The sequence below is a fragment of the Mesorhizobium sp. P2_D5 genome, from assembly GCF_056404355.1.
On the sequence record NZ_JBFUEE010000003.1, the window covers coordinates 490,093 to 507,598 of the forward strand.

General features: G+C 63.6%; 22 protein-coding genes and 1 pseudogene. 12 read left to right on the forward strand and 11 right to left on the reverse strand.

From position 1 onward, the window contains the following. The first annotated feature begins 22 nt into the window (after window positions 1–22). Window positions 23–736 carry a DUF899 domain-containing protein gene (locus AC1DYW_RS15595; RefSeq protein WP_477226820.1) on the forward strand — a complete coding sequence of 238 codons (714 nt, stop codon included), beginning with the start codon at window positions 23–25 and terminating at the stop codon, window positions 734–736. A 72-nt stretch (window positions 737–808) separates the two neighbouring features. Here the strand turns inward: AC1DYW_RS15595 and AC1DYW_RS15600 are convergent, their stop codons facing one another. Continuing rightward, the gene (locus AC1DYW_RS15600; RefSeq protein WP_477226821.1) at window positions 809–1,231 is read right to left on the reverse strand and encodes a winged helix-turn-helix transcriptional regulator; all 423 of its coding nucleotides are present in this window, start codon (window positions 1,229–1,231) and stop codon (window positions 809–811) included. 111 nt (window positions 1,232–1,342) lie between these two features. Here AC1DYW_RS15600 and AC1DYW_RS15605 point away from each other — a divergent pair, with 111 nt between their 5' ends. The 4 genes from AC1DYW_RS15605 to AC1DYW_RS15620 all read left to right on the forward strand — a co-directional run bounded on the left by AC1DYW_RS15605 (window position 1,343) and on the right by AC1DYW_RS15620 (window position 5,008). Continuing rightward, the gene (locus tag AC1DYW_RS15605; protein WP_477226822.1) at window positions 1,343–1,930 is read left to right on the forward strand and encodes a dihydrofolate reductase family protein; all 588 of its coding nucleotides are present in this window, start codon (window positions 1,343–1,345) and stop codon (window positions 1,928–1,930) included. A gap of 131 nt (window positions 1,931–2,061) precedes the next feature. Beyond that, complete coding sequence (locus tag AC1DYW_RS15610; RefSeq protein WP_477226823.1) at window positions 2,062–2,943, forward strand: SDR family oxidoreductase; 882 nt, start codon at window positions 2,062–2,064, stop codon at window positions 2,941–2,943. A gap of 105 nt (window positions 2,944–3,048) precedes the next feature. Further along, window positions 3,049–3,984 (forward strand): alpha/beta hydrolase, encoded by a 936-nt coding sequence (locus tag AC1DYW_RS15615; protein WP_477226824.1) that lies wholly within the window; start codon window positions 3,049–3,051, stop codon window positions 3,982–3,984. A gap of 88 nt (window positions 3,985–4,072) precedes the next feature. Next, window positions 4,073–5,008 carry a sigma-70 family RNA polymerase sigma factor gene (locus AC1DYW_RS15620; protein ID WP_457152604.1) on the forward strand — a complete coding sequence of 312 codons (936 nt, stop codon included), beginning with the start codon at window positions 4,073–4,075 and terminating at the stop codon, window positions 5,006–5,008. Between the two features lie 8 nt (window positions 5,009–5,016). Here the strand turns inward: AC1DYW_RS15620 and AC1DYW_RS15625 are convergent, their stop codons facing one another. The 4 genes from AC1DYW_RS15625 to ada all read right to left on the reverse strand — a co-directional run bounded on the left by AC1DYW_RS15625 (window position 5,017) and on the right by ada (window position 8,002). Beyond that, on the reverse strand, window positions 5,017–5,760 hold the full coding sequence (locus tag AC1DYW_RS15625) for a 2OG-Fe(II) oxygenase (protein ID WP_477226825.1): 744 nt from the start codon (window positions 5,758–5,760) through the stop codon (window positions 5,017–5,019). Next, window positions 5,757–6,323 carry a methylated-DNA--[protein]-cysteine S-methyltransferase gene (locus AC1DYW_RS15630; protein WP_457152605.1) on the reverse strand — a complete coding sequence of 189 codons (567 nt, stop codon included), beginning with the start codon at window positions 6,321–6,323 and terminating at the stop codon, window positions 5,757–5,759. Before AC1DYW_RS15630 ends, AC1DYW_RS15625 begins: the two co-directional genes overlap by 4 nt. A 303-nt stretch (window positions 6,324–6,626) precedes the next feature. Continuing rightward, a complete protein-coding gene (locus AC1DYW_RS15635) occupies window positions 6,627–6,863 on the reverse strand; it encodes a hypothetical protein (protein ID WP_457152606.1) in 237 nt (78 codons plus the stop codon). 8 nt (window positions 6,864–6,871) lie between these two features. Further along, window positions 6,872–8,002, reverse strand: coding sequence for a bifunctional DNA-binding transcriptional regulator/O6-methylguanine-DNA methyltransferase Ada (gene ada, locus AC1DYW_RS15640; protein WP_457152612.1), 1,131 nt, complete (start codon window positions 8,000–8,002; stop codon window positions 6,872–6,874). A 137-nt stretch (window positions 8,003–8,139) separates the two neighbouring features. On the opposite strand from ada, the gene AC1DYW_RS15645 reads away from it, so the two are divergent. Together AC1DYW_RS15645 and AC1DYW_RS15650 are read left to right on the forward strand one after the other, a co-directional pair. Further along, a complete protein-coding gene (locus AC1DYW_RS15645) occupies window positions 8,140–8,436 on the forward strand; it encodes a type II toxin-antitoxin system HigB family toxin (protein ID WP_457152607.1) in 297 nt (98 codons plus the stop codon). Then, window positions 8,436–8,834, forward strand: a complete 399-nt coding sequence (locus AC1DYW_RS15650) for a helix-turn-helix domain-containing protein (protein ID WP_184875228.1) — start codon at window positions 8,436–8,438, stop codon at window positions 8,832–8,834. The genes AC1DYW_RS15645 and AC1DYW_RS15650 overlap by 1 nt, the downstream gene beginning before the upstream one ends. Window positions 8,835–8,887: 53 nt before the next feature. Here AC1DYW_RS15650 and AC1DYW_RS15655 read toward each other — a convergent pair whose 3' ends face one another. After that, window positions 8,888–9,580, reverse strand: coding sequence for a winged helix-turn-helix transcriptional regulator (locus tag AC1DYW_RS15655; RefSeq protein WP_457152609.1), 693 nt, complete (start codon window positions 9,578–9,580; stop codon window positions 8,888–8,890). A 174-nt stretch (window positions 9,581–9,754) separates the two neighbouring features. On the opposite strand from AC1DYW_RS15655, the gene AC1DYW_RS15660 reads away from it, so the two are divergent. Together AC1DYW_RS15660 and AC1DYW_RS15665 are read left to right on the forward strand one after the other, a co-directional pair. Then, complete coding sequence (locus AC1DYW_RS15660; protein ID WP_095091320.1) at window positions 9,755–10,081, forward strand: DUF1330 domain-containing protein; 327 nt, start codon at window positions 9,755–9,757, stop codon at window positions 10,079–10,081. Between the two features lie 121 nt (window positions 10,082–10,202). Then, a complete protein-coding gene (locus AC1DYW_RS15665; protein WP_457152610.1) occupies window positions 10,203–10,733 on the forward strand; it encodes a hypothetical protein in 531 nt (176 codons plus the stop codon). Window positions 10,734–10,819: 86 nt separating this feature from the next. On the opposite strand, the gene AC1DYW_RS15670 is transcribed toward AC1DYW_RS15665, so the two are convergent. Beyond that, complete coding sequence (locus AC1DYW_RS15670; protein WP_477227086.1) at window positions 10,820–11,218, reverse strand: phosphatase PAP2 family protein; 399 nt, start codon at window positions 11,216–11,218, stop codon at window positions 10,820–10,822. Between AC1DYW_RS15670 and AC1DYW_RS15675 the strand changes: the two are divergent. Further along, window positions 11,184–11,276: pseudogene (locus AC1DYW_RS15675) on the forward strand (ester cyclase); the annotation flags it as partial. The gene AC1DYW_RS15670 and the pseudogene AC1DYW_RS15675 overlap by 35 nt on opposite strands. A 164-nt stretch (window positions 11,277–11,440) precedes the next feature. Here AC1DYW_RS15675 and AC1DYW_RS15680 read toward each other — a convergent pair. Continuing rightward, window positions 11,441–11,569 (reverse strand): hypothetical protein, encoded by a 129-nt coding sequence (locus tag AC1DYW_RS15680; RefSeq protein WP_477226826.1) that lies wholly within the window; start codon window positions 11,567–11,569, stop codon window positions 11,441–11,443. A gap of 251 nt (window positions 11,570–11,820) precedes the next feature. Here AC1DYW_RS15680 and AC1DYW_RS15685 point away from each other — a divergent pair, with 251 nt between their 5' ends. Continuing rightward, on the forward strand, window positions 11,821–13,917 hold the full coding sequence (locus AC1DYW_RS15685; protein ID WP_477226827.1) for an EAL domain-containing protein: 2,097 nt from the start codon (window positions 11,821–11,823) through the stop codon (window positions 13,915–13,917). 77 nt (window positions 13,918–13,994) lie between these two features. Here the strand turns inward: AC1DYW_RS15685 and AC1DYW_RS15690 are convergent, their stop codons facing one another. Next, window positions 13,995–14,189 carry a hypothetical protein gene (locus AC1DYW_RS15690; RefSeq protein ID WP_167392369.1) on the reverse strand — a complete coding sequence of 65 codons (195 nt, stop codon included), beginning with the start codon at window positions 14,187–14,189 and terminating at the stop codon, window positions 13,995–13,997. Between the two features lie 186 nt (window positions 14,190–14,375). Between AC1DYW_RS15690 and AC1DYW_RS15695 the strand changes: the two genes are divergently transcribed. After that, window positions 14,376–15,098: a 3-keto-5-aminohexanoate cleavage protein gene (locus tag AC1DYW_RS15695; protein WP_477226828.1), complete on the forward strand. Its 723-nt coding sequence runs from the start codon at window positions 14,376–14,378 to the stop codon at window positions 15,096–15,098. 11 nt (window positions 15,099–15,109) lie between these two features. Here AC1DYW_RS15695 and AC1DYW_RS15700 read toward each other — a convergent pair whose 3' ends face one another. Further along, window positions 15,110–16,624 (reverse strand): AMP-binding protein, encoded by a 1,515-nt coding sequence (locus AC1DYW_RS15700; RefSeq protein ID WP_477226829.1) that lies wholly within the window; start codon window positions 16,622–16,624, stop codon window positions 15,110–15,112. A 37-nt stretch (window positions 16,625–16,661) separates the two neighbouring features. After that, window positions 16,662–17,477: a p-hydroxycinnamoyl CoA hydratase/lyase gene (locus AC1DYW_RS15705; RefSeq protein ID WP_457150680.1), complete on the reverse strand. Its 816-nt coding sequence runs from the start codon at window positions 17,475–17,477 to the stop codon at window positions 16,662–16,664. Between the last annotated feature and the right edge of the window lie 29 nt (window positions 17,478–17,506).

Sequence of the window (17,506 nt, forward strand, 5' to 3'; positions counted from 1 at the left end):
CAGAGTGCGGAAGGAGGACGACATGACCGACCACATCATCGCGCCTTACACGGATTGGTTTGAAGCGCACAAAGCGCATCTCGAGAAAGAAAAGGCGTTCACGCGCCAGCGTCAACAACTCGCGGCGGACCGGCGGGCACTGCCGTGGCTGCGGATCGACAAGCCCTACGAGTTCGATACGACCCAGGGAAGGAAATCGTTGGCCGATCTCTTCAAGAACCGCAGCCAGTTGATCATCTATCACTTCATGTTTCCGCCCAATGCAGACTATCGGTGCACCGGCTGTTCATTCCTTTGCGACCACATCGACGCCGCCAACCAGCATCTGATGCATCACGACGTCTCCCTGGCCGTCTGCTCGCGCGCTCCTCTCGCCGAGCTACTGGACTTCAAGGCGCGGATGAATTGGCAGTTCGACTGGGTGTCGTCATTCGGAAGCGATTTCAATTTCGACTTCCAGGTATCGTTCACCGAGGACCAGATCAACTCGGGCAAGGTGTTATTCAATTTCGAGGAGGTCGCGATATCAGGCAGAGATCGCGGTGGTGCTACCGTTTTCTACAAAGATGATGATGGCAAGATCTATTGCACTTTCCAGGTGCGGGGCCGTGGTGGCGAGAACCTGATCGGGACCTATAGCTATCTCGACCTCACTCCCGTCGGCCGCAATGAAAATGGGCCGTCACATACGCTGGGCGATTGGGTCCGTCTTCACGATCAGTATGATGGTCGATGATTATCCATTTATCGCCGCACAGTTAGCCAACGCCCTGCCTTGGCCTCCGGGCGTCTTTCATAGCTTCGGCGATCATGTGTTCGCCAGATGCTCCGCCCGCAACGCTGCCTTCATCTGGTCCAGCGCAGCATCACCGCCGGCCGCCAATTCGTCGGCGATCCGGGACAGCTTGTCATCGGCCCTGCGGTGCTTGCTGCCCCAGGCGCCGAGCGTCGCCAGCACGGGCAGCAGGTCGATGCCGGCCTCGGTCAGCCGGTAGATCGTTTTCAGCCCGTGTGTAGGGTCTTCGCTGCGGGTGAGGATGCCTTCGTCCTGGAGCGTCTGCAGCCGCTCGGCCAGCGTGCGCGAGGAGATACCTTCGTCGGACTGCAGGAATTCCCGAAAATGCTTTTTCCCGGCGAAGATCAGGTCGCGGATGATGAGCAGCGTCCAGCGGTCGCCGAGCAGTTCGAGCGACAGGTTGATCGGACAGCCGGACTTTCCCTTGGTCGACATGTCTATGGTTCCATTTTTAAATCAATTTACTATTGACATCATTCTCCGCCGTGCGTCAAATGGTTCCAGAAGTAAATCATTCGTCAGTGTCGGACAAACCGGAGAATGGCCATGAAAAAACTGATCCTGCAGATGCAGATGTCGGTCGACGGCTTTGTCGGCGCCGACGAGGATCATCACTGGCAGCTCTGGGAATGGGGCGACGACAGCGCCTGGGACGACGAGCTGAAGCGGGACTTCAACGCCGTCTTCGCCGGCGTCGACACCATCCTGCTCAGCCGCAAGATGGCCGAGGAGGGTTACCTGACCCATTGGGGCAATGCGGCGAAGAAATTTCCGCACGATCCGTTCTATGCCTTTGCGCAACGCGTCGTCGAAGCACGAAAGGTGGTGCTGAGCGACAGGCTCAAAGCCTCGCGGTGGGAGCGCACAACGGTGGCGAGTGGCGACCTGCCGCGCGAGGTCAAGGCGCTGAAGGCAGGCGAGGGCGGCGACATGGCCGTCTTCGGCGGCGCCGGTTTCGCCTCCTCACTCATCGCGGCAGGGCTGGTCGACGAGTTCCAGTTGTTCGTCAACCCGGCGGTGCTGGGCGCGGGACGGCGGATCTTCGACCAGGGCGGTTTCGAGACCCTGCGGCTGCTCGGCTCGAAAGCCTATGCCTGCGGGATGGTGGTCAACCGCTACGCGCCAGTGGCGTGATCCGAGGCATCACGAAGGCATCTCGCCGATAAAAAGATGTTTGTGCGGAATCCTTTGCCCGCGTCTCTTCGTCTTCAACGTGCGGTCGCCAGCAGGGCGGGCGCATCAATCCTGAACGGAGAGACAAGACCATGATCCTGGTGACAGGCGCCACGGGCCTGAACGGCAAGGCGATCGTGCGCGAGTTCGCACGGCAGAAGCATGAGGTGAGGGCGCTGGTGCGGGACCCGGCCCGGGCCTCGGCGGCGGGGCTCGACGAGCTTGCCGGGATACAACTGATCGAGGGCGATATGCGCCGGCCTGAAACGCTGGGCGCTGCACTCGACGGCATCGACCGCGTGCTGATGATTTCGACCGCCGCCGAGGACATGACGGAAACGCAGTGCCGCTTCATCGACACCTGCAAGCAGGCCGGTATCGCCCATGTGGTGAAGTTTTCAGGCGCGGAATCCAACATCGGCTATGACGCGATGAAATTCCGCTTCACGCGGATGCATGAGGAGATCGAGCGCTATCTGGAAGGGGCAGGCTTGGCGTGGACGCATCTGCGCCCCAGCCAGTTCATGCAGGTCTATCTGCGCGACGCGCCAACCATTGCCGCCGAGGGCGTCTTCCGTCTCGCACTCGGCGACACCGAACTGTCGCCGGTCGATGTCGAGGACATCGCCAAGGTGGCCTTCCGGCTGCTGCGCGATGGCGGCCATGCAGGCGAGAGCCTCGACATGACCGGGCCCGAGGCGCTGACGATGTGCGATGTCGCGGCGCGGATATCGCAAGCGATTGGCAAGTCGGTTCGCTATGTCAATGTGAGCCCTGAAGTGCGGCGCCGCAATCTGCTGGCCGGCGGCGTTCCAACCGACTTCGCCGATGCGCTGGACGAGCAACTGGCCGAGCGGCTGCGGCGGCCGAAATCGCGGGTGCATCTGGCGACGCACGAGATGTTCGGCGTGCGGGCAACGCCGTTCGTCGAATTCGCCCGGCGTCATGCTGCAATGTTTGGCGGCGAGCACTAGCCGCGCGCGAAAAAACTTCCGCGGCCACGTATCCTTTCCGACCGCCCGTTCGTCCTAGGCTTCGAAGGTCGCGCGGCCCGCGATCCGCAACCCCGGGAGACCATAATGGCGAGCATACAGAGCGAGGCAAACAGGAACCACTATGCGGCGCTGGCTGCCAATGCCGGCAAACTGACTAGTCCGCAAGCGATCATCGACTACAACGACACGCATTGGACGGCGCTGACCGGCGAACCCGGCGGCGTCGACTATATCGAGGTCGATGCCGGTGGCGTGCCGGCGATGTGGATCGTGCCGAAGGGCGCGGACGAGCAGCGGGTGCTGTTCTACGCGCATGGCGGCGGCTTCATCGGCGGCTCGATCTACACGCACCGCAAGCTGGTCGGGCATCTGGCCAAGGCCGTCGGCTGCCGGGCGTTGCTCTACGGCTATCCGCTGGCGCATCAGGCGAAGCATCCGGCCCAGCTCAATGCGGCGATGACCGCCTGGAACTGGCTCACCGACCGCACCCGGCAAGGCTTCGACACCAGGCACATCGCACTTGCCGGCGATTCCTGCGGCGCGGTGCTGACCTATGGCGTGCTGCAGTGCCTTCGTGCGGAAGGCAGGCCGCTGCCTGCCGCGACGCTGATCATCTCCGGCTGGTTCGACATGGCGCTGACTGGCGCCAGCTATGAGACCAACCGCGACAAGGACCCGGCTTTCGCCAAGGCTGCCGTCGACTGGCTGGTGACGAACTTCATCGACGATGGCGATCGGCTCGATCCGCTGGTCAGTGCGCTCTATGCCGACCTCAGCGGTTTTCCACCTGTCTTCCTGCAAGCCGGCGCGGACGAGACGCTGGTCGACGAAAGCCGCATGTTCGCCGAGCGCGCCAGGCTGGCCGGCCTCGAGACGCGGCTCGACGTCTTTGACGGCATGCTGCATTCCTTCCAGATGATGGCCGGCAAGGCGCCGGAAGCCGACGATGCGATCGGCCGCCTCGCCACCTGGGTGCGGCCGAGGCTGGGCTTACCAGCTACCAGCGACAGAGCGGCGTGAGCATGCGCCGGCTGGTCGTATCGAGCTTCGTGCTTGTGGACGTGCAGCACTTGCGCAATGGTGTGGTGACGCTGACCGATATGCCGCGATGAACCAGCAGATCCGCAAACCCGTCGAACCGGCACAAGGGATGCAGCCGCGGCTTGACCCCGAAGGCCTGTTCGACCAGCGCTACAAAGAGTTCCTGGAGACGGTTTCGCATCTGCGCGTCAAGCTGCACCGGTACTGCGCGCGCATGACCGGTTCGGCCCTCGATGGCGAGGACATCATGCAGGAGGCGCTGTTCGAGGCCTATCGCAAGATCGAATTGCTCGACGATGCGCAGGCGCTGCGGCCCTGGCTGTTCCGTATCGCCCACAACCGCTGCATCGACTTCATCAGGAGCCGCCGCGCCCGGCAGCGAGCCGAGGCCGGCTATGCCGGCGACGAGATCGTGCTGCCTGTCGAGCCCGCCGGTCCCGGCGCCGGCCGTGCCATCGAGCGGCTGGTCGTGCATTTGCCGCCGAAGGAGCGCGCCTGCGTGCTGCTCAAGGATGTCTTCGACCATTCGCTTGAGGAGATCGCCGATCTGGTCGGCTCGACATCGGGCGGTGTCAAGTCGGCGCTCAACCGCGGTCGCGCCAAGCTCGCCGTCTTGCCGGCGCAGCCGATCGCGGCACCGCTACACGATGCCGAACTGGCGCGGCTGCTCGACCGCTATGTCGAATTGTTCAACAAACGAGACTGGGACGGGGTGCGGGCGCTGACCAGCGCCGATGCCCGGCTGCGCGTTTCGGACTGCTACAATGGCTTGCTCTCCAGCTCGCCCTACTTCGCCGAATTTGAGCGCAGCGAGCTGCCCTGGCGCATACGGCCAGGCGCCTTCGAAGGGGAAAACGTGCTGCTCGTCGACAGGCTGCATGGCGTGGTCTGGCGGCTGGCGTATCTGGTGCGGATCCATGCCGACGGCGGCGTGATCGATCATATCAGCGACTACTATGCGTGTCCCTGGATCCTGGATATGGCATCCGCCGACGCCGGATGAAGTCGGCCTCACTTGGCGTCGTGAAAAATAATGCCGACCGTGTGGCGCATGCCTGAGCGCAGGCGGCTGACGCCGTGGCGCAAGTTGACGCGGTAGTTGCCCTTGGTTCCCTGCACCGGCCGGTTGTGGACGGCGAAGGCAACCGCGTCGCCCTGGCGCAAGGGCACCACTTCGACACGGCTCTGCATGCGCGGCCGCTGTTCTGTCAGCGCGAACTCGCCGCCGGTGAAATCTTCGCCCGGTTCGGAAAGCAGGATCGCCACCTGCAGCGGGAAGGCGAGGTCGCCATAGAGGTCCTGGTGCAGGCAGTTGAAGTCGCCGGGTACATACTGCAGCAACAACGGCGTCGGCCGGGTCTGGCCGGCGGCATGGCACTGTTCGAGAAACTCGGCATGCGTCGCTGGATAGCGCATGGCTTGCCCCATGCGCTCGTTCCACTGATTGGCGACGCCGGCCAGCCTGGGATAGAGCGCGCTGCGCAAGCCGCCCAGGAGGTCGGGCAAGGGATAGCGGAAATAACGGTACTCGCCCTTGCCGAAGCCGTGCCTGGCCATGTGGATGTGGCTGCGGAAGTGCTGCTCATGAGGATAGAGGCTGGCGATCCGCCGGCACTCCTCGGGCGAGAGCAGCTTTTCGATCACCGCGCAGCCGAAGCCGTCGAGCTCGGTGGCAAGGGCTGGCCAGTCGTACGCGGCGACACGCGTCTCAGCGGCCTCGACCACGGAAGCGGCAACCTTGGCATGGGCGTTCATAGCGTTGCCTCCTTGTCGAGCAAAACGCGCTTGCGCTCGATGCCCCAGCGGTATCCGGACAGCGTGCCGTCGGTGTGGACGACCCGGTGGCAGGGAATGCCGATCGCGATGGCGTTGGCCGCGCAGGCTGTCGCCACGGCGCGGGCACCGTTCGGCTGACCAAGGCGGCGGGCAAGGGCGGTGTAGGTGATGGTGGCGCCGCACGGGATGGTGCGCAGCACGTCCCACACCCTCTGCTGGAACGGCGTGCCATGGCGCATGTCGAGCGGCAGGTCGAGACCGGCGCTAGGTGTTTCGACGAAGCGCGCTATCGCCGTGAGATCGTCGCGCAAGGCGGTCTCGTCTTCGACCAGCATCTTGCCGGGGAAGCGATTGCCAAGGTCCTGCTCGAGCGCGTCGGTGTCCGAGCCGATCAGGATGGCGCAGACGCCGATATCGCTGCGCGCCGCCAGGATCTTGCCGATCGCGGACTGGCCAATGGCATAGGCGATGGTGTCGAGGGTAGCGGTAGCGTTGCGTGCTATCGCTGTCTGTACTGCCGTTCGAGTTTGCATGGGGTTCATTGCCTTCACTCCTTTATCCGTGTCTGAACCCTAGTCGCATGCCGGCCGTGCCTCACTCCGGTGCTTGCTTTCAAATTCAAATCGCGAGCGCAAAAGTATGTGCTCTACGGCGCCCCCCTCTGTCCTGCCGGACATCTCCCACAAGGAGGGAGATTGGCAGTTCTGCCGCCGGCTTCTCTTCCTGCAACGCTGGAGATTGGCCAAGGTCGTGGTGACAGCCGATCTCCCCCCTCGTGGGGGAGATGTCCGGCAGGACAGAGGGGGGCGCCGTAGAGCGCTGATATTGAAACCATTCCCATTTTGTCATGCGACACGGGTGACGGAGATTTCACCGAGCAGGAACACTTCGCCGGTCAGGAGCCGCAGCTCGATCTCGCCGGTCGCGGTCAGGTTCCACTCGACCTTGCCATTATCGACCATCTGGCTAACGACGGTCATCACCAGTGATTTCGCGTCATCGGCGCGCCGGTCGCGTGAACTGTCGCGGGTTTGGCTGCTCCCATCAGCGGTAGTGTCGGGAGACCTGGCCATCGCGCGCATTGCGTCTCCTAGGTCTGAGAAGACCGATGGTCTGGTCTCGCCCCGCCCGATGAGCCGGACACCGCCTCCCGGTCGAGCAGCGCGCGCTTGCGCTCCGCACCCCAGGCGTAGCCGGACAGCGCGCCGTCTTTCCTGATCACGCGGTGGCAGGGAATGGCGACGGCAAGGCTGTTGGCCGCACAGGCGGCGGCTATGGCGCGGGCCGCCCTTGGCGCAGCGATGCGCTCCGCGATCTCGGCATAGGAAACCGTGTGGCCGACCGGGATGTCCTGCAAGGCCTGCCAGACGCGCTGCTGGAACGCGGTGCCGCGCACGTCGAGCGGCAGGTCGAGGCCAAGCGCCGGCGCTTCGACGAAACCGACGACGCGGGCGACCAGAGCCTCATAGTCGCGGTCGCCGCCGATCAGCCGCGCCCTGGGGAAACGGTCCTGCAGGTCGCGCACCAGCGTGTCCGGCTCGTCGCCGAGCAGGATCGAGGCGACGCCTTTTTGGCTCGATGCGACCAGGATGGCGCCGAGCGAGGATTCGCCGACGGCAAAGCGGATTTCTTCATGCGCGCCGCCGGCGCGATAGCGCGTCGGCGTCATGCCGAGCATGCCGGTCGATTTCTCGTAGAAACGTCCGCTCGAATTGAAGCCGGCATCATAGATCGCCGATGTCACGCTGGCGCCGTCCTCAAGGCCCTGGCGGATGCGGGCGGCGCGCTGCGCGGCGGCATAGTCCTTCGGCGTCAGCCCGGTGACGGCCCTGAAGACGCGGTGGAAATAGCCGGCGCTGCGCCCGGCGGCGGCCGCCAGTTCGGCGAGCGACGGTTCTTCCTCGCTCCGTTCGATCCTGCGGCAGGCGTCGGCGACCATCGCGGCGTTCCCGGCCTCCAGCGACGGGCCATCCGGATTGCAGCGCCGGCACGGACGAAAGCCGGTCGCCTTCGCCTGGTCCATAGTGTCGTGCAATTGCACGTTCTTCGGGTTGGCGCGTCGTGACGGGCAGGAGGGCCGGCAATAGACGCCGGTCGTCGCCACCGAATACCAGAATTCTCCGTCGGCCGATTTGTCACGCGAAACGATGCGCGCCCAGCGCGGATCGTCGGCAACCGGCAGCGGCGTGGATTTCAGATTCTTGGCCAGGGTGATGAACATGCCCGGCATTGAAGCCGCCAAAAGCCGGCCTCGCCACCCGTTTCCTGCCAAGTGTCAGGAGGCGCAAGCCTCATAACTGCCTTTCCTGATTGGGGAAACCCTCTTGTTCCCAAATTGGGAACTTGCTATATCAGGCCATGCAGATAATTGCCAAGAAAGCCCTGAAGGACTTTTGGGCCAAACACAACCAGGCCGAAGCTCCTTTGACAGCTTGGTATGTGGCTGTTGGCAATGCTGATTGGAAGACCCCGGCTGACATCAAGGACGCGTTTGGGGCGACAGTCGACTTCGTGGGTGACAATCGCGTCATTTTCGACATCGGCGGCAATAAGTTTCGCTTGATTGTCCACGTCGCCTACAAGTTTCACCGCGTTCTGATCAAATTCGTCGGGACACACAAAGAGTATGACAAGATTGATCCGGAGAAGGTGTGATGGAAAATATTCGACCCATTAAGACCGAAGCCGATTACGATTGGGCGATCGCCGAAATCACCAAGTATTTCGAGAATGAGCCGGAGGTTGGCTCCCTCGATGGTGACCGATTCGACATTCTCGCAACTCTGATCGAAGCTTATGAGGATAAGCACTATCCGATTAAGGCACCCGATCCCGTCGAAGCTATTCACTCACACATGGAACTGTTCAACCTGTCGCGAAAGGCTCTGGCCGAGGTGATCGGGTCGTCGCCTCGGGCGACTGAGGTGCTGAACAGAAAGCGCGCCTTGACCCTGGATATGATCTTCAAACTGAACAAGGAATGGAACATTCCCGCCGATGTCCTCGTGCAGCCCTACCATCTTGCAAATGCCAGAGGCCGCAAGCGCGCCTGAGCCGTCGCCGGACTGCCAAGCGCCGCCGACCGCCGTCGCCCGAGCCGTCGTTGCTACGCCGCCCGCTTGGGTTCGATCGCAAATGGGCTGAGACCCAACCAGGTCTGCATTTTCCTCGCGATGTGCTGGTCGCCGGTCAACGCGACCTTTGCCCCGGCCTTCTCGACCGTGATCAACCCCATCCAGATCGCCGTCATCGTGTGCAAGTCGGTCGAGACGTAGAGATCGACGTCAAAGCCCGGATCGTACCAGCACAGATCGACCTCACCGTGCTTCTCGACGATCAGCCACCACGACCGTTTGGACGCCGGTAGCTCCTGATACAGAAATTGTATCACCGTGCGCCCATCGGGCAGCGGCGAGGGGTTCAGGTTGCGCCGCATGTCCCACATCAGCAACGACGGATCGAGGTTTTTCAGCGACAGCCGGGACTCGACCCATTTCTGTCCCCAGAAGCCCATCGCCTCGACGACTGGGCGCAAATCCCTGCCGGCTTCCGTCAGCCGATATTCGAAGATGCCTTTCTCGCCCGGCACTTCCTTGCGCTCGATGATCCCGGCCAGTTCGAGCTCCTTGAGCCGTTGCGACAGAAGGGTCGGTGACATTTTCGGCACGCCGCGGCGCAGGTCGTTGAAACGGGTCGAGCCTGCCACAAGTTCGCGCAGCAGAACCATGGTCCAGCGGGTGCAGAGCACCTCGGCTGCCATCGATAGCGGACAGAACTGCTTGTATCCGTGCTGGGTCATGATTGGTGCCTCTCCCTCGAACCTGAGCTGAATATTAGGCCTTCATGAAGGAAGCGGCCAGTACGGAAACTGTACCACCCCAGTACAGATCGCGGACTGGTTGGCCGGCGTCCTGCCATGCGACCTCTTGGCCGGTGCACGGGATACCCCTTGCGCCACAACCAGGAGACGACCATGACCGCTTACATCATCGCAGACATCAAGGTGAAGGACCCGCAGTGGATGCCGTCCTATGCCGCCTCGGTGCACGATCTCGTCCACAAGCATGGCGGCAGATACCTGTCGCGCAGCGGCAATGTGAAGACGCTCGAAGGCAAGCCGCTCGACACCACGCTGATCGCCCTGATGGCGTTCCCGTCGGAAGCGGCGGCGCGTGCCTTCACCAACGATCCGGCGTATGCGCCCTTCGTTTCGGCCCGACAGGATGGCAGCGACAGCCGTTTCCAGATGATCGACAACACCGATCTGGCCGGAACGATCCCGTATCTGCCGAAGGGATGACCGTTCCCGGCATTCGTCGCATCGATTGCTGGATCTCCAAGCAACAACAGTCACAGCGCTTGCGTGTCGGGCCTCCGTATTTTCGGCCGCCTGCCAGCTGTGCTTTTTCAAGAAGAATGGAATGAACATGATATCGAACTTCCGAAACAGGCTTCTCATGGCGGGGGCCATGCTGGCCGTCTGCACCGCATTCGCGCAGGCCCATCAGGAAGCAGCTGCGTCCGGCCCCAATCCGCTGGCCGACAAGGTACGGGCTGCCAACAGCCGGTTTGTCGACGTCAAGGCCGCGACGGCCGAGGGCTATGCGCCTATTCCCTGCGCCAGCGGCATCACCGGCGGCGCCATGGGCATCCACTACGTCAGCGGCCAGTATCTGAAGGATGACAAGATCGACATCGCCCGTCCCGAAGCCGTGATGTACGAGCCGATGGCCGACGGCACGCTGAGGCTGGTGGCCGTCGAATACATCACCTCGAAAGGGCCGGCGTCGCTGGACGGACAGCTGTTCAATTTCAACAGCGCGCCCAATCGCTATGGCCTGGGCGCGTTCTACGAACTGCATGTCTGGGCCTGGAAAGGCAACCCGACCGGCACCTTCGCCGACATGAACCCGAAAGTGTCATGCGAACACGCGATGGCGCCGAGCCAGTAGCCGGCAATGGCCAGGCGGCGCCAATGCCGCCTGGCCACTCGCCCGAGGCCTGTGGGGCGCGGCTGTCCGGCGTCAGCCAGGCCCGGTCATTGTGCTACCGGATCGGGGATCGCCGATCCCAGCTCGGCGATGTCCCGGCTCGTTTGCGGCAGGAGCAAACGCCCCGTCACATACCAGAGCAGGGAGACGACAAGGATCGAGAGGTAGCCATCCACGGCATAGTGCCAGCCGGTATAGACCGAGCCGAACAGGATGAAGGCCGCAAAGGACCAGCCGACGATGGCCCAGCGACGACCGAAACCGGTCAGGAAGAGCGCGTTGAGCGTAACGAAGGCGACATGCATGCTTGGCATGGCTGAGATGCCGCTGCCCAGCTCAGGACGTCCGCTCCTGTAGGCTGCAAGCAGATAGTTGGCATAGATATAAACCGGTGCGGCGGAGCCGTTCTCAGTGAAAGTGGTCGACGGCAGGATCGTCGAGGAGATCGGCCTCGACGACGGCGTCGCCGCCCTCACCCAGCTCGGCCTGGTCAAGGCCGCCTGATCGCTGGGCCATCGCCGTCCAGGCGATGGCCCCACGTTCAATCGCGGCCGAAGCCTGATGGAAAGGCAGCCTGCAACGGTCGAAAGCCTCGGATGGCGGCGAATGTCGCAGGTGCGTTGCGGCGCAACATCGTTGTCAATGAATCCTTGCCAACAAATTGTGAATTATAACTGTGTGGCGAATAAAATTTTACTTGGATAGATGTCGTCGACCACCGACAGGTCGCAGGTTTCACCCCAGAAGTCGGTGAACCATCTGACGACGACGGCCTTGTTGTCTTCCTGTTTGGTCATTGGGAGGTCCTCTTCCTGTTTGTCTTGGGGATCACCGGTCTTCGCCGATGACCCTGGGCAAGCACTAGGACGATCCATTGGGGGCAAAACTCCGGTTCTTGCCGGCCAATCGAAAGGCGGGAACGTGCCGGCAACGCTCACGCAAGCTGGCAACGCAGGATCGCCGTTCTGGGGCAGTCTTCCTTCGGTAACTGTTTCTTCTCTGGTTTTGCTGCAGATTGCCCCCTTGGTGGGGATGAGCGAAACAGACGATGGCGCGTCAGGACAAGAAAACTCGTAATGGAACGTTCTGGGCCAAGGCCCTGGAACGCGCCCATCTTGGTGTCTGGGACTGGGATCTTGCGACCGGCGCGTGCTTCTATTCAGCGACCTGGGCGCGGATGCTGGGCTATGATGAAAGCGAACTTGCCAACACCAGTGACCTGTGGCTGCAACTGACCCATCCCGACGATCGCGAGCGGGCGCTGGCCAGCGGCGACCGCCACATCGCCGGACAGACCGACGCCATCGAGACCGAACTCAGGCTGAAGCACAAGCACGGCCACTGGGTGTGGGTGCTCGATCGCGGCGGCATCGTCGAGCGCGATGCGTCCGGAAAGCCGCTGCGGCTGATGGGCGTGCAGACCGACATCACCAAGCAGAAGGCGGCCGAAGCCGAGCTCGAAAAGGTCAATGTGCGCTTCCGCCTGGCGCTCGCCGCCAGCGGCACCGGCATCTGGCACTACGACATCGCCACCAACAAGAGCTATTGGGACACCCGTACCAGGGACATGTTCGGCCTCGTCGCCGACACCGACGAGGTAACGGCCGACCTTTGGCACAGCTATCTGCATCCCGAGGACAAGGAAGCCACCGAACGCGCGCACCGGGCACCGATGGGAACGGACGCCGTCATCGCCAATCAATACCGTATCATCAGGCGCGACGGCGAGATCCGCCACATCGAATCGCTGGTCCGCTTCGTCGCCGCCGCGGGGTCCGCCGGCCAGATCCTCGGCACGGTGCGCGACATCACCGAGGAAAAGCTGCGCGAGCAGGAGCTCGCCTACGCGGCCCGCCATGACGCTCTGACCGGCCTGTGGAACCGCTCCGCCTTCGACCGGCTGCTCGCCGACCATATCACGGCAGGTGCGCCGCTCGCCGTGTTCTATGTCGATCTCGACTACTTCAAGGCGCTCAACGATTTTGCCGGCCACGCCGCCGGCGACCTGGCGCTGAAGAGCGTTGCCGCCGGCATCCGTGCTTGTCTGCCGCCATCGGCGCATGCGGCGCGGCTGGGCGGCGACGAATTCGCGCTGGTGGTGCCGCATTGCGATGCCGCGCAGGCCGAGCGGATCGCCACCGCCGTGCTTGGCGCGGTGCGCGAAGCCGATCTCGGCCCGGCCGCATCGACGCGCAAGCTGGCGGCCTCGATCGGTATCGCCTTCGTCGATGACGCCAGCACCACGGTGGCCGACGCGCTGGCTTGCGCCGACGATGCCTGCTACGCGGCCAAGGCTGCCGGGCGAAACCGTTTCGCTGTGTTCTCCGTCAAGACGGCATCGGGGTCGGGCGGGCTGAATGCGGCGCGCATCGCCGCCGACACCGTCGATGCCATGGAAGACGGACGGCTGAAACTGTTCGGCCAGGAAATCCATCTGCTGGGCAGGCCCTGGGAAGAGAGTCGCCATGTCGAAGTGCTGGCGAGGCTCACCGCACGCAATGGCCGCCTGGTGTCGCCCGGCGAGTTCATTCCGGTGGCCGAGCGGTTCGGCATCGCTTCCAGGCTCGACCGCTGGATCATCCGCACCGCGCTGTCGCGGCACGGCGCGGCCTTGCGCTCGGGCGCGCTGACGCTCGGCTTCAACCTGTCGGCGCAGACGTTGAGCGATCCGCAATTGTGGGCGTTCGTCGACAGCGTCATCGAGGAGACCGGGGCGCCGCATTCGGGCATCGGCTTCGAGATTACCGAGACTGCCGCGGTCACGAATTTCGACGCCGCGGAACAATTCGTGCGCAAGGCGCGCGAGCGGCACTGCCGGGTCAGCCTCGACGATTTCGGTGCCGGCATGAGTTCGTTCGAATATCTCAGGCGTTTCCCCGTCGACACGATCAAGATCGACGGTTCCTTCATCGAGCACATCACGCAAAGCCGCTTCGACCGCGAGATCGTGCTGGCTATCACCAGCATTGCCCGCAGCCTGGGCTGCGCTGTGGTGGGCGAGAAGATCGAACGGCAGGATACGTTGACGATGCTGAGCGATATGGGCGTCGCCTTCGGCCAGGGGTTCCTGCTGCACCGGCCCGAACCGCTGGAGGCGATCGTTTCGCGCGCGACCGAAGTGGTGGCGGCCCGAAAGGCATCGTGATCCAGGTATCCAGGTATATTGAGATTCAGGTGTGTTGAGATTCAGGCCGGGCCAGCCGGCCTGAGTCTCAAAACATCTTAGGCGGTTCGCCGCGCCGTCGATTGCGGAAATTCCAGCACTCCAGCCTCGGACGGCCTGTGCTGTGCCTCTGCCACCGTTTCGATCAACAGATCGAGGGCCTCACATGCCATGCGGCTCGTCTCGTCACTGCCTTGTAGATAGTGATAGGCGCGTTCGAGGTGGATGCGGGCCGCTGAAAAATCACTGGTCAATGGTCTCTCCATGATCCCGCCCTAATCTATCTTGGCGGGCCTGGCGGAATTCGGGGTAAATATCCACAGGCGGCTTTTATTCAAATGCCGTCGAATGTCGCGCGCTGTCAGGAGCGAAGTCTCCAGCTCTTTGCCTTGTCCTGCTGCGCGGCTAGACTGCGACCTCCCTTGTCAGAGTCGAGATCGATGATCGTCCAGGCCTGCATCAACGGCGCGCGTCCACGTGATTTCCACCCCAGGCTGCCGCTCGATGTACAGGCGATGACCAGCGACGCCGCGGCCTGCGTCGCCGCCGGTGCGGCCGAACTGCACATCCATCCGCGCATTGACGGGCGCGAAAGCCTGGCGGCGGTGGATGCCGCTGTGCTGGCGGTACGCCGGGCCTGCCCGGGAACGCTGATTGGCGTGTCTACCGGCGCCTGGATCGAGAATGATGTCGCGCGGACCCGCGCCGCGATCGGCGCGTGGCAGGAACTGCCCGACTATGCGTCGGTCAATTTGTCGGAGGTCGATGCGCCCGCCGTAATGGAGCTGCTGCTCCAGCGCGGCGTTGGCATCGAGGCGGGACTTGCCATTGTGGCCGATGCCGAGCGCTTCGTCGGTCTTACCGACCACAGCCGCGTGCTGCGCATCCTGATCGAGATCGACATACAGGACCTGCCGGCTGCACTGGACGAGGCGCATGGCATCGCCGCCGTGCTCGAGCGTGCCGGGGTGCGGCGGCCGATCCTGCTGCACGGCGTCGACGCCACGGTCTGGCCGTTCGTCGCGCTTGCGCATCGCAAGCGCTGGTCGACGCGGGTCGGTCTGGAGGACGGCAAGACGCTCGCCGATGGCAGCGTTGCCAGGGACAATGCGGAAATCGTTGCGGCGGCCGCGGCGTCTTTTCGGTCCGCGCCTGCGGGCTAAACGGTCGAGCCTCAGGCTTGCCCGCTGGTCGGTGATGTCCAGCCGCGTAAAATGTGTTTCTGGATCTTGCCGGATGCGGTACGCGGCAGGGTATCGGTGAGCAAGAACTCCTTCGGCACCTTGTAGCGGGCGATGCGGGCGCCGCAGTGGCTTGCCAGATCGGCCGGGTCGACAACTCGACCGGGTTTGACCACCACGAAGGCGCGCCCGACTTCGCCCCAACGCTGGTCGGCGATGCCGATCACTGCCGCTTCGGCAATGTCGGGATGATCGAGCAGCGCCATCTCGACTTCGACCGGAAAGACGTTCTCTCCGCCAGAAATGAACATGTCCTTGCGGCGGTCGACGAGGGTGACGAAGCCTTCGCCGTCCTGCCGCGCGATGTCGCCGGTGCGGAACCAGCCATCGGCGGTGAAGGCGCGCGCCGTCTCTTCCGGCCGGTTCCAGTAGCCCGATGTGATGCCGGGGCCGGACAGCCAGATCTCGCCTCGTTCGTCGGGGGCGACGTCGCGGCCATCGTCGTCGACGATGCGCAGGCCGATCGTCGGCGCCGCAAGACCGGCCGAGCCTGCCTTGCGGGCGATCTGGTCGGCCTCGACCGGCATGCCGAGCACGGTGCCGGCTTCGGTCATGCCGAAGCCGTCGGCCATGCGCACACCTCGCGCCAGCCACCAGTTGATATCGGCTGCCGGGTTTGGCGCTCCGCCGGTGAAGATGGCGGTGAGCGAAGTCCAGTTCGCAGGCGCGAAATCCGGATGGTCGCGCAGCATTCTGGCCATTTGCGGCACACAGAAATAGTGAGTGACGCCAAGTGCGGGATCGGCGAGGCGACGGTTGGTGAGGCCGGCGTCGAAGCCGGGCGAGATCAGCACCGTGCCACCCTGAAGCAGAGGTGGCCGCAGGTTGGTGATGAGGCCGATGACATGGAACATCGGCGCGTCGCAGAGGAAGATGCTGGCGTTGCCGACCTGCCCCAGCACGCCGAAATTGATCGCGGTGGCCAAGGCGTTGCGCTCGGTGACGATAACCCCTTTCGGCCGGCCCGACGTGCCGGATGTGTAGAGGATGATCGACGGCGTATCGTCCGCCGGCAACGGGCGGCGCGCTGCCTGCGGATGCGCCTCGACCGCCGCCGCGAAGGCCGCGACTTCGACCGGCCTGCAGCCTTTGGGCAGCGTCATATCGAGGGCCGAGTCATGCAACAGAAACACCGGATCGCAATCCTGGAGGATCGTCTTCTGCTCGGCGCTGGCAAGCCGCCAGTTGAGCGGCACGAAGATGGCGCCGAGCCGCATCGCGGCCTGCTGCAGGATCAAGAGATCGGCGCTGTTGCGGGCTATCGTCGCGATCCGTTGCCCGGCCGCGATGTCATGGCCGGCTTCGAGAACGCCGACTGCACGCTGGATGGCTTCGTCCAGCGCGAAATAGGTCCAGCGCCGACCGGTGGCCAGGTCGACACAAGCGAGACGATCCGGCTGCGCCCTGGCGTGCAGGGACACGGGGTTTGATGTCGTCCAGGCCGGCATCTGCATCTCCTCCCAAGGATTGCCTGTGCTTTGCGGATCACCTAGCCTTGTCGTAGGCGCCGAGACCCGGCTTGTAGCTCTTTTCGTCGATGAACTGGCGGATGCCTTCCTTGCGGCCCTCATTGTCGTGGGAATTGGCCGCCTCCTGCGCCCGCACGAGATAGTCCTCGGCATTGTCGTAGGTCATCTCGGCGACGCGGCGGATGGCGTCCTTGGTCGCCTTCAGGGCAATCGGGTTCTTCTTCAGCAAGAGCGTGGCGACCTCGGTGACACGTGCCTTCAGATCCGCCAGCGGCAGGCTTTCATTGACCAGTTTCCAGGCGGCGGCCTTCCTGCCGTCGATGAGCTCGCCGGTCAGCGCGTGGTACATGGCGTCGCGCATCGACAAGAGGTCGACCACCACCTTGGTGGCGCCGCCGCCCGGCAGGATGCCCCAGTTGATCTCTGACAGGGCGAACTGCGCCTCGTCGGCGGCGAAGGCGAGGTCGCAAGCGAAGAGCGGGCCATAGCCGCCGCCGAAGCACCAGCCGTTGACCATGGCGATGGTCGGCTTGCCGTACCAGCGCAGCCGCCGCCACCAGCCATAGGCTTCGGACTGCGCCTTGCGGATGGCACCAAGGCCCTTGGCTTCGGTCTCGCGGAAATACTCCTTGAGGTCCATGCCCGCCGACCAGGCGCTGCCTTCGCCGGACAGCACCAGCACGCCGACATCGTCGCGGAATTCCAACTCGTCAAGAACCTCCATCATTCGCCGGTTGAGCGCCGGGTTCATGCAATTGCGTTTGTCCGGACGGTTGAAGCGCACCCAGGCGATGCCGTTCTCGACGTCGAAGGCAACGGTCTCTTCGGTCATGGTCGGGTCCTCCCGTTTCGCTGCTGCAT